The 10506-nt window shown below is 65.4% G+C and carries 10 protein-coding genes; 2 read left to right on the forward strand and 8 right to left on the reverse strand.

What is annotated here, in order from left to right:
• Window positions 1–459: 459 nt before the first annotated feature.
• Genes RCI06_RS03930 through RCI06_RS03940 form a run of 3 tightly spaced genes read right to left on the reverse strand, consistent with a single transcriptional unit; the run spans window position 460 to window position 2590 of the window.
• Window positions 460–1101, reverse strand: a complete 642-nt coding sequence (locus RCI06_RS03930; RefSeq protein WP_306574420.1) for a nucleotidyltransferase family protein — start codon at window positions 1099–1101, stop codon at window positions 460–462.
• On the reverse strand, window positions 1094–1666 hold the full coding sequence (locus RCI06_RS03935) for a cyclase family protein (RefSeq protein WP_306574422.1): 573 nt from the start codon (window positions 1664–1666) through the stop codon (window positions 1094–1096). The genes RCI06_RS03930 and RCI06_RS03935 overlap by 8 nt, the downstream gene beginning before the upstream one ends.
• Window positions 1667–1681: 15 nt before the next feature.
• The gene (locus RCI06_RS03940) at window positions 1682–2590 is read right to left on the reverse strand and encodes a CorA family divalent cation transporter (protein WP_306574425.1); all 909 of its coding nucleotides are present in this window, start codon (window positions 2588–2590) and stop codon (window positions 1682–1684) included.
• A 449-nt stretch (window positions 2591–3039) separates the two neighbouring features.
• On the opposite strand from RCI06_RS03940, the gene glmS reads away from it, so the two are divergent.
• A complete protein-coding gene (gene glmS, locus RCI06_RS03945) occupies window positions 3040–4866 on the forward strand; it encodes a glutamine--fructose-6-phosphate transaminase (isomerizing) (RefSeq protein WP_306574427.1) in 1827 nt (608 codons plus the stop codon).
• 326 nt (window positions 4867–5192) lie between these two features.
• On the opposite strand, the gene RCI06_RS03950 is transcribed toward glmS, so the two are convergent.
• Window positions 5193–5387, reverse strand: a complete 195-nt coding sequence (locus RCI06_RS03950) for a hypothetical protein (protein ID WP_101549842.1) — start codon at window positions 5385–5387, stop codon at window positions 5193–5195.
• A 13-nt stretch (window positions 5388–5400) separates the two neighbouring features.
• Entirely contained in the window at window positions 5401–6393 is a 993-nt protein-coding gene (locus RCI06_RS03955) for an asparaginase (RefSeq protein WP_306574429.1), read from the reverse strand.
• Between the two features lie 376 nt (window positions 6394–6769).
• Here RCI06_RS03955 and RCI06_RS03960 point away from each other — a divergent pair, with 376 nt between their 5' ends.
• Window positions 6770–7702, forward strand: coding sequence for a CAP domain-containing protein (locus RCI06_RS03960; RefSeq protein WP_306574431.1), 933 nt, complete (start codon window positions 6770–6772; stop codon window positions 7700–7702).
• 47 nt (window positions 7703–7749) lie between these two features.
• Here the strand turns inward: RCI06_RS03960 and RCI06_RS03965 are convergent, their stop codons facing one another.
• The 3 genes from RCI06_RS03965 to RCI06_RS03975 form a co-directional block, all read right to left on the reverse strand.
• On the reverse strand, window positions 7750–8115 hold the full coding sequence (locus RCI06_RS03965; protein WP_306574432.1) for a VOC family protein: 366 nt from the start codon (window positions 8113–8115) through the stop codon (window positions 7750–7752).
• 15 nt (window positions 8116–8130) lie between these two features.
• Window positions 8131–8919, reverse strand: coding sequence for a dihydropteroate synthase (locus RCI06_RS03970; protein WP_101549834.1), 789 nt, complete (start codon window positions 8917–8919; stop codon window positions 8131–8133).
• Window positions 8916–10506: methylenetetrahydrofolate reductase (locus tag RCI06_RS03975; RefSeq protein WP_306574434.1), on the reverse strand; the 1591-nt coding region annotated here is incomplete at its 5' end. The genes RCI06_RS03975 and RCI06_RS03970, both read right to left, overlap by 4 nt.

A 10506-nucleotide genomic window follows, 5' to 3' on the forward strand; every position in this document is an offset into this window, starting at 1 on the left:
CGCAGCGCCCACGGGGAGGCGGAAAACTGCGCGGCTACGCCGCGCACGCGCGCAGGGCGCGCGAACGCCCGGAACGGGCGTTGTTTTCCGCCGTGTGTCCTCGGCGAGCCATCCGACAGCAGGATTATTGGGTGTAGCGGTACCAGCCTTCTACTCGCGGCTGGCTGGACGTGAGCGGTGGGGGGATTCTCAAGGGGGGCGAGCTTTGCGCCCCCACCTTCTTCAAGTGAGCCCCCCTTGAGCGCCCTTCTTCCGCCGACTTCTTGGGCGCGCAAGAAGTCGGCCCGCCCGCCGGGGCGGGTCCCGGCAATCCCCGCCGCCAAAGGCGGCACATCTGGAGCGCCCCGGAGGGGCGCGAAAAAAGCCTTCCGTCCCCCGGGCGGAAAACCTAAGAAGAAGCCCCGCCGGGCGCAGCGCGGCAAATCCAAATCACCCGGGGCGAAAATCCTAAGAATCCTCCTATGGGGCGGGCTCCAAATGCTCCAGAATCCCCGCGCACCAGCCGATGAGGCGCGCAAACCGTTCATCGGCGGCGCCCCGCGCCTCCAGCACCGCGCGGCCCTCCTCCCCGGCCAGGGAGCGGAGCTCCCGGCGGTCGGCGGCATAGATTCCGGTCTTTGCGAGACATTTTGTGCGCAGCAGGAAAAACGCGCCCTTTTCCAGCGCGGGCAGGTCGTCCGCGCTTCCGAATACATAGCTGTGACAGGCCGCGTGGTAGAGGTTGGCCGCCTCCACGCGCAGAGCGAGCCGCACGTCCCCGCCGCCGGGCGGCGAAACGAGCCCGTCCAAGCTCCCGAACAGAGGGCGGGTGTCGTACCAGAGCTGAAGACGGTCATGCGCGGGCCATGCCTGCAATTCCATCGTCCCGCAGAGAAAGCCGCAGGCCTTGTCCGCCTCGGGCATCTCCCGGACGAGCGCACGGTACCGCGAAAGGTCCGCGGGCGTCAGCCCGTCGAGCACGACCACCATGTCGATGTCGCTCTTCTCGGTGGCCTCCCCGCGCCGGTAGCTCCCCTGCAGCCCCGCAAAGCGCAGGCGTTCCCCGAACTCGGCGCGCAGCTTATCGATAAAATCCGCCGTCCAGCGGTTGATGTCAACCATCGTCCACCTCCGCGACCACCCGGCAGGGCAGACCGGTCATCCCGTCAAAATTGACCGGGAAGGTCCGTGCGACAAACCGCGCCGTCTTCTCCCCGCCGAGCAGTTCTCCGAGATTGCAGAGGTTTTCAATGATGAACACCCCCCGGTCGGCACAGTACTGGTCCTTGGGGGTGTGCTCTCCGCCGCGCCGCACACCGGCGCAGTCGACGCCGATGATCGACACGCCCTTTTCCAGCAGCGCGTCGATGAGCGCGTCGGAAAGCTGCGGATGCCCGGTGAAATAGGCGCGGGTGCCGTAGGGTTCCCGCTCGATGAAGCCGGTACGGAAAGCGGCGAACATCCCCGCCTCCACCGGCGCGAGGTCGACGTCCCGCGTCCCGATGTCGCGCCCCTCCACGTCCGACACGTCGAACGCGATGCCCTCCCGCCGGGTGAACGCGAGCGGGAACTCCTTGTCCATCACGTCGAAGTGGGTCCCCAGATGCCCGAAGGACACCTGCTTCTCATTCCCGTGCGCGTCCTTGTCCGCCTGGCGCGTCACCTTGACGCTCAGATCGATCAGCAAATCCATCCGCCTCCCTTAAAACCATTTTTTCCGTTTGAAGTAAATGAGCAGCGCCGCCACCACCATAAGGCTCCCCGCAATCACCAGCGGGTAGCCGAAGCGCCAGCCGTATTCGGGCATCTTGAAATTCATGCCGTACCAGCCCGCTACGAGTGTCAGCGGCAGGAAGATCGCCGTGATGACGGTAAAGACCTTCATGATCTTGTTCAAGTCGATGTCCACCTGCGCCTGGTACGCCTCGCGCACCTGGGTGACATAGTCGCGCAGGTTGAGTACGCTGTTTCCCAGCCGCGCCGCCCGCTGCTCCAGCAGGCGGAAGGCGCGCAGCGTATGCTTGTCCGCCACGCCGTTTTCGTTCTCCCGCACCCCTTCGCAGATGGCGATCAGGTGCTCGTAATAGCTTTTGAGCGCCATCAGGCGGCGGCGCAGTCCGGCGATCTCCCTGATGCAATAGTCATGATTCCGGGAGGAAAGCAGCGCCTCCTCCAGCCCCGTGACCTCCCGCTCGATCGATTCAAGCGCGAGATAGTCGTCGGCGGTGAGCCGGTCGAGGCAGGCGCAGATCAGCCGGGCGGGTTCCCCGTAGCGCGTCCCCGGCACACAGAGCCCGGCGAGCGCCTTCCCCGTCTCGCCCGTACCGTCCGACAGGATCGCCAGCGCGTCCTTTGTCAGGAAGGCGCACAGGCGCACGGGCGGCGCGAGCGGGTCGCGCGCGTCGCACACAGACACCGAAAGGTAATCAAACCGTTCATGGCTTTCGTACTTGGACATCCCGCCCCGCAGACACCCTTCAAGGATGTGCACATCCTCCCCGAGGACCCCGGCCGCCTCTGCCAGCGCGGAAAAATCCGTGACGCACACCCGTTTTCCCGCCGCGTCCGGCCGGTCGGGGCGCAGCTCCCCCGCTTCGATGAGATAGACCATCCTCCCGCCTCCGGTTTCTTTCAGATTCCCTCCCATTTTAACACGGTTTCCCCGCAAAATCCACGCCGTTTGTAGCATCCGCGCGTAAATCCGCATAGAATGGATTGCTTGTGTTTCCAGGGGAAGTTTGCTATAATTCCAGTAAATCATCGGAAAGGAGGGCAGGGGAAATTTTACGCAGGGAGGTGACAGACAGCCAAGACCGTTATACGCAAGCGCCAGAACCGCTCCGGCGGTTGACGAGGTGGGAGGTTAATCGAAATTGTTCGGCGGGTGCCTCCCCGTTTTGCTTCCGAGCGCAGCCATCCTGAAAACTTCCGGGCAACCGGATCGACAGGCAGGAGGGCAGGAAGTCGAATCTGAAATTTTCACCGGGCGCCCGGCCGCATCGCGCGGCGCGGACGGGGCCCTTTACAGAACGGATTGCCGCGCGGGAAAGAAAGGTACCTATGTGCGGAATTGTTGGTTACGCCGGCGGCAAAAGAGCCGTCAGCGTCCTTCTTGATACCCTTTCGGGGTTGGAATACCGCGGCTACGACTCCGCCGGCGTCTCGGTCTTTGACGGAGACGGCATCGTCACCGTCAAGGCGAAGGGCCGCCTGCAAAACCTGGCCGACCGGCTGAAGGCGGAGCATCCCGGGCTGGCGGGCGGCTGCGGCATCGGGCACACCCGCTGGGCCACCCACGGGGAGCCCTCCGACGTAAACGCCCACCCCCACGCCACCGAAAAGCTTTCGCTGGTGCATAACGGCATCATCGAAAACTATCAGCAGCTGCGTTCCAGGCTGCTCGGCGAGGGGTATGATTTCCTCTCGCGCACCGACACCGAGGTCGCCGCGAAGCTCATCGATTCCCTCTACCACGGGGACCCCATCGCCGCGATCTCCGAGGTGCAGGCCATCCTCGAGGGCTCCTACGCCTTTGCGATCCTCTTCGCGGACCGCCCCGGCGAGGTGTACGCCACCCGGCTGGGCAGCCCCCTTATCGCGGCGGCAGGCGAGGGAGAGACCTTCATCGCCTCCGACGTCCCCGCCATCCTGCCCTATTCCCGGCGCTACGCGCTGATCGGGGAAAAACAGATCGTGCGCATCGACCGGGAGGGCATCTCCCTCTTCGAGCCGGACGGCTCCCCCGCAAAGCTCCAGATGCTGACCGCCGAATGGTCGGTCGAGCAGGCGCAGAAGGGCGGCTACGACCACTTCATGCTCAAGGAGATCTACGAGCAGCCCCGCGCGCTCGCCGACACGGTGCATCCGCGTATCTCCGACGGCCTGCCCTCCTTCGAGGCGCAGGACGACATCCCCGAGGGGTTCTGGCGGCAGTTCGACACGATCTCCATTGTGGCCTGCGGCACCGCCATGCACGCGGGCATGATCGGGAAAAACCTCATCGAGCGGCTGGCGCGCATCCCCGTCGAGTGCGACATCGCGTCCGAGTTCCGCTACCGTGATCCCATCCTCGGCAAGCACTCCCTCGTGCTGCTCATCTCCCAGTCGGGCGAGACGGCCGACACCCTCGCGGCCCTGCGCCTCGCGCGGGAACGCGGCGCGACCACCCTCGCCGTCGTCAACGTCACCGGCTCGTCCATCGCGCGCGAGGCGGACTACGTCATCCGCACCTTCGCGGGCCCCGAAATCGCCGTCGCCTCCACAAAGGCGTATTCGGTGCAGCTTTCGGTGATGTACCTCATCGCCATTCGGCTTGCGCTCGCCAACCGTGCCGTCGACGACGCGCGGGCGCGCGAGCTCACCTCCGGCCTGCTGGACGCCATCGAAACCACCAAGGATGTGCTCGGCCTCAATGTGGAGATCAAGGAGTACATCAAGCGCTACGAATCGCTGCGCGACCTCTTCTTCCTTGGGCGGGGGCTCGACTATGCCCTCTCGATGGAGGGCTCCCTCAAGCTCAAGGAGATCAGCTACATCCACTGCGAGGCGTACGCGGCGGGCGAGCTCAAGCACGGCACCATCTCCCTCGTCACCGAGGGCGTCCCGGTCGTGGCGGTCGCCACCCAGGAGACGCTGCTGCCCAAGATGGTCAGCAACATCAAGGAGGTGCACAGCCGCGGCGCCGACGTCCTGCTCGTCTGCAAGCAGGGGCTCGAGGTCGATCCGGAAATCTACTCCAAGCGGCTCGACCTGCCCGCGCTCGACGACCTGTTCATGCCGGTCGTCGGTGTGATTGTGCTCCAGTTGCTGGCCTACCACACCGCCGTCCTGCGCGGCTGCGACGTCGATAAGCCCCGCAACCTCGCCAAGAGCGTCACCGTGGAATAATCCGCGTGAAAACCGGGAGGGGGCGCCGCGAAAGCCGCCCCCCCACCCGTGTCTTCGTACGGCGGAAGGGGCGGGGCGGGCGGAAAACCGCGCGGCGGGGCCGCGCGTGCGCGAAAGCGGAGCTTTCGCACAAACGCCCGGAGGGCGTTGTTTTCCGCCGCCCCCGCGTCCCCGGCGAGCCGTCCGGCGGCACGAAAGAAGCCCTCCCGCACGGACGGCGGGAGGGCCAAGGGCGGGGCGGCCGGCCTGAACCAAACGCTTTGAAGGGGGTCCGGGGGGGAACTTTCCCGAAAGGTCCCCCCGGGTCCCGCTACCGGCGGAAACCTTTAAAGGTTTCCGCCGGTAGCGATCGTCCAGCAGAGCGCGCCGAAAAAGCCGAGCACGATGAGCACGAGCAGGATTCCGAGCGCGACGCGCAGGGCGGCGGGCATCCGGTCGCGCCAGAGATGGAGCGCGCCGAGGAGGCAGACCGCCGCGAACAGCGCGATGAGCGCCGTGGACGAGGAAAACAGCAGTTCCAAAAATCCTTCCTCCTTACAGGGTGATCTCCCCCGCATAGTTGGTTTCAAAGATCCGCCGCACCCCGGCGGGGTCGTCCGTCTGGCCGAGCGCCCACATCAGCTTGGTGACGGCGGCCTCGGTGGTCATGTCCCGGCTCTGGATGACGCCGGTGTCGAGGATTTTGCGGCCCACCTCGTAGATGGAAAAATCGCTGCCCTCATAGAGGCACTGACTGCAAACCACGACCGAGACGCCGTTCTCCACAAGGCGGCGCACCTCGGCGGAGAGGTCGCGCCGGATGAAATGGAGCCCGCCCGCGCCGAACGCCTCGAGCACCACGCCCCGGTATTGGAGGCCGAGCAGGCTGTCGAAGACGCGGGGGTTGGTGCCGGGGATGAGCTTGAGCAGGAAGACGTCGTTGCATAGCCGGCCCTTCAGGACGCAGGGACCGTCCGCGGGCGGCTGGCGGCGTCCGTAAAGGCGCACGCCGCTCGCAAGGATTTCGCCGCGGTCGGGGCTGTTGACGCTCTCGAACGCGTCGAAGCCCATCGTGCGCACCTTGACGGCGCGGCAGCCGCGGATGATCTTGTGGTTGAAGGCGATGCTCACGCCGCGCACGTCGCTGTCCACGGCGGCCAGCGCGGTGGCGAGGTTGCTGCGCGCATCGGACAGCGGGGTGCCGACCGGCAGCTGGGAGCCGGTCAGGACGACCGGCTTTTGCAGGTTTTGGAGCATGAAGGAAAGGACCGAAGCTGTATAGGCCATCGTGTCGGTGCCGTGGGTGACGACGATACCGTCATAATCCTCCAACGCGTCATAGACGCTGCGCGCGATGAGCTGCCACTCCTCCGCCTGGATGTTCGAGCTGTCCAGGTTCAGGATGCCGCGGTAGGTGACGTCGTACCACGGCTCCAGCTCACCGACCGCGCGCAGCAGTTCGGCGGGCGCGCGCTCCGGTTCGAGCCCGCTCTCGCCCGGCCGGGACGCGATCGTCCCCCCCGTCGCCAGCAGCAGCACCTTTTTCACCGCGCATCCCCCTTTTTCGCTCTTTTCCGCCTTTCATTATACATGCACAGCGCGTCTTTTTCAACCGCGCCGGGGCGACACAGTTTTTTCACAAATAAATGATATTTTTTTAACAATTTCCTCTTGATTTTTTCCCGCCCCGGTGGTAAGATAAAGTCGTACAAAGACGTTAGATATTTAACAAACTTACTCCTCCCTTTTCTTTCTCTCCTTTTCTTAAAAAACGTCCCCATCCCAACCGGATGGGGACGTTTTGTATCCGGGGAAAAATTACGGGATCTTCCATTGAACCGCGTGGAAGTTTGTGTTAGGATAAAAGCAGGACCGCTCCCCTTTTCCGGGTGCGCGGCACTCCATTCCCAAAGGAGTCCTGGATATGAAAAAACTGGCCGTCTTCGTGGCGTTTCTCGTTTTGCTGTCCGGCTGCGGCGCGCCCGCCGCGGAATCGGAAAACCCCGCCCCGGCGGACGTCTCCTCCGAGGCCGTTTCCTCGGAAATCTCCTCTTCGGAGGCCTCCTCGGCCGTCTCTTCCGACGCCTCCTCCGAGGTTTCGTCGGAAGCCTCCTCTGAAGCGGCCTCATCGGAACCGGCGGAGGTCTCCTCCATCGCGCCTCCGGCGCCCACACCCGAAGAGATCGCCGCCGCGGAGCAGGCCGCGCGGGAAGCGGCCGAGAAAGCGGCGGCGGAGCAGGCCGCCGCGCAGGCAGCAGCCGCACAGGCCGCGGCGGAACAGGCCGCGAAGGAAGCCGCCGAGCAGGCCGCGGCGGAACAGGCCGCGAAGGAAGCCGCCGAGCAGGCCGCGAAAGAGGCGGCGGAGAAGGAAGCCGCGGAACAGAAAGCCGCGCAGAAAACCACCACAAAGGTCTCGGGCATGAACTTCCGCAGCGAGGTGGAGAAGGACCTGCTCGCGCTCATCAATGAGGAGCGCGAGGCCGAAGGGCTCGACCCGGTCAAGATGGACGGCGATTTGCAGTCGGCGGCGCGCATCCGCAGCCGGGAGCTCTGCAAGACCGGTCACTGGGACCACACCCGGCCCAACGGGGATTCATGGAGCACCGTCATCACCGAGGACGTGCCGGTCAAGTTCGCGGCGGCGGGCGAAAACCTCTGCATGACCGAGTACGACGACCCCAGCGTCGACAACGCCTATTCGGCGGACTTCTATATGGACCGGTGGCTGAACAGCCCCAGCCATTACGACAACATCATCCGGCCGAACTTCACCCATGTGGGGATCGGCGTCTATGTCTCCGAGCGGGGCGGCGTCACCAAGGGCTATGCGACGACGATTTTCGCCGAGCTGCCCTGAGCCTGCGGCAAAAAGGGAGGCGGACCTCACGGTCCGCCTCCCTTTCTTTATCTCTGTGGCACGATCTCGATCCAGTAGCCGTCGGGGTCGTGGATGAAATAGATGCCCATGCCGGGGTTTTCAAAGCAGATGCAGCCCATCCGCGCGTGCTTTTCGTGCAGCTCGTCGAACCGGTCTGTTACGAACGCGAGGTGGTATTCGAGCTCGCCGAGGTCATAGGACTCCTTCCGGTCGCGCAGCCAGGTGAGCTCGAGGGTGAAGTCGCTCTCCCCGTCGCCGAGGTAGACGAGCCTGAAGGAGCCGTCCGCCGCGTTTTTCTCCCGCACGGGGGCCAGCTCGAGTGCCTCGCGGTAGAAATCGAGGCTCTTTTGCAGGTCGAGGACGTTGAAATTGAAGTGGTTGAAACGAATCATATCGATTCCTCCTTGTTACAGTTCTCCGCCGCGGATGTGGGTGATGTAGTCCATGCAGTAGTCGTCCTGTCCCGCGACCACCTTCGCGGCGGCCAGCGCGTCCTGCATCGCCGGGCTCACCGGGTCGAGGATCGCGCTCGAAAGCCCCGCCATCATCGCCGCCGAGAGGAAGGCGCTGTTGATGAGGGAACGCCGGGGCAGGCCGAACGAGATGTTTGAAAGCCCGCAGGTCGTCCTGACGTCCGGGTAGTTCTGCGCCATGAACTGGACCGCGCCCACCGCGTTCTTCGCGCTCGCGCCGTCGGTGGCCAGCGTCTCGATGAGCACGTCCGCATAGATGCGCTCGTCGGGGAGGCCCGCCTTGCGCAGCTTTTCCACAAGCGCGGCGAGCTTCTCGCATTTCTCCTCGAGGGTGTGGGGCATCTCGCCGTCGATCGGCAGGCCCACCACCGAAGCGCCGCTCGAATGGGCGAGCGCCGTCACCTCGTCGAACCGGTCGGTCAGCGTCGCCGAATTGAGGATGAGCGGCGTCCCCGCAGCGGCCTGCACCGCCTGGGCCATCACCGCCGGGTCCGCCGTGTCGATCATGATGCCGCAGGAGGAGTGCTCCCGGATGAGCGCGACCACCCAGAGCATCGCCGCGAGCTCCTCCCCTCCGCAGATCGCCGTGTTGACGTCGAGATATTCCGCGCCCGCGTCCGCCTGCGCCTGAATCAGGCCGATCACCGCCGCCTCGTCGTGCGCCGAAAACGCCTCCATGGTTTTGGGGATCGAGCTGTTGAGCTTCTCTCCGATTAAGATCATGTTTCTTCCCTCCTGATTTCTTCGATCAGCCCCTGCACGATCGCAATTTTGCGCAGCGGGGTCATGATGTAAAACCCGTCCGCCGCGTCGTATACCCGCCGGGCAATGCCCGCACTGTAGGCGATGGAAATTTTCGCGGCCTCCTCCGGCGTCTTGTCCCGGAGCGCCTCCACCACCCGGGGCGGAATCTCAATGCCCGACACCTCGTTGATGAGGAAGAGGGCGTTTTTATATCCCGCAACCGGCAGGATCCCCGCAAAAAGCCGGCAGTCCAGCTCCCTGCGCGCGGTCAGAAAGTTCTCCACCGCCGCGTCGCTGAAGATCGGCTGGGTAAAGAGCGCCGACGCGCCGAGCGACAGCTTTTTCTTCGCGCGTTCCAGCTCCCGCGGGAAATTGACCGCGTTCACATTGAGCGCCCCGCCGATCACAAAGGGCGCCTTTGAAAACACCTCGGAATTCATGCTGTGGACGTAGGAGATGAGATCGAAGGAGCTCAGATGGAACACTCCGTCCCTGCCGCGCGTCTCGGTCTGCGTCGGCGGGTCGCCCGTCACCACAAGCACGTGCGAGATCCCCTCGAACGCCGCGCCCAGCAGCCCCGCGCGCAGGGCGATGTGGTTCTTGTCGCGGCAGGAGATGTGCGGCAGCACCTCGATCCCCGCCTCCCGCCTGATCTTGGCCGCCGTCATCAGGCTGTCCGCCCGCGTGCGCGAGAGGGGCGAATCGGTCACCGTGATGAAATCCACGCCGCCGCGCCTGAGCTCGGCCGAGGCCGAGAGGATGAAGGAGCAGTCGTAGTCGAAGGGCGGGTCGAGCTCCACCGCGATCGTCTTGCGGCGCGCACCGGGGCGGCCGCCGCCGGGCGCGGCAGCGCCCGGGCCGGGGACCGAAGGCCCCGGCAGTCCCGTCCCCGCGGGACGGGACGCGGCGGCCAGCGCCTCCGTGGCCAGCGCGATGTGCCGCGGCGTCGTGCCGCAGCAGCCGCCCAGGATCTCCGCGCCCGCCTCATAGAGCGCGGCCAGCTTCTGCGCGAAGTACCCGGCGTTATCCTCAAACAGGACGCGCCCGTTGATCGACGAGGGATAGCCGGAATTCGGCATCGCGATCAGCGGCTTTCGGCGCGGGCCGAGATTGCGCAGGAGGTTCGCCATGTGGCTCGGGCCGCAGGCGCAGTTAAAACCGGCGGCGTCGACCAGCGGGCAGTTTTCCGCGGCCTCCAGCAGGACGCGGCAGTAGTGGCCGCGGCGCGAATAGCCGTCCTGGGACACCGCGAAGGAGACGAACACCGCGGCGCCGGGGACCCGATCCCGGATCAGCCCGAGCGCGGGCAGGACCTCGTCGAAGGAGGCGAGCGTCTCAAAGAGGAATTCCCGCGCGCCGAGCTCCAGAAACCGTTCCGCGACCGCCAGGTAGTCCCCGGGGGCGGTTTCCGCGTTGTTGCCGCCGATATCCGCGAAGACGCGCGCGCCGGTTTCTTTGGCCGCCTGTTCCGCGAGCGACCAGCCCGCCGCGATCACCCGGGAGAGCTGCTCCGGGTCGCCCGTCACCACAAGCACGTGCGAGATCCCCTCGAACGCCGCGCCCAGC

Source organism: Anaerotruncus massiliensis (ex Togo et al. 2026) (assembly GCF_030825285.1).
Classification (GTDB): domain Bacteria; phylum Bacillota; class Clostridia; order Oscillospirales; family Ruminococcaceae; genus Anaerotruncus; species Anaerotruncus massiliensis.

Coding starts and splice junctions, on each gene's coding strand:
- RCI06_RS03930 (WP_306574420.1), bottom strand. CDS start 1,101: ATGGTTGACATCAACCGCTGGACGGCGGATTTTATCGATAAGCTGCGC.
- RCI06_RS03940 (WP_306574425.1), bottom strand. CDS start 2,590: ATGGTCTATCTCATCGAAGCGGGGGAGCTGCGCCCCGACCGGCCGGAC.
- glmS (WP_306574427.1), top strand. CDS start 3,040: ATGTGCGGAATTGTTGGTTACGCCGGCGGCAAAAGAGCCGTCAGCGTC.
- RCI06_RS03960 (WP_306574431.1), top strand. CDS start 6,770: ATGAAAAAACTGGCCGTCTTCGTGGCGTTTCTCGTTTTGCTGTCCGGC.
- RCI06_RS03965 (WP_306574432.1), bottom strand. CDS start 8,115: ATGATTCGTTTCAACCACTTCAATTTCAACGTCCTCGACCTGCAAAAG.
- RCI06_RS03970 (WP_101549834.1), bottom strand. CDS start 8,919: ATGATCTTAATCGGAGAGAAGCTCAACAGCTCGATCCCCAAAACCATG.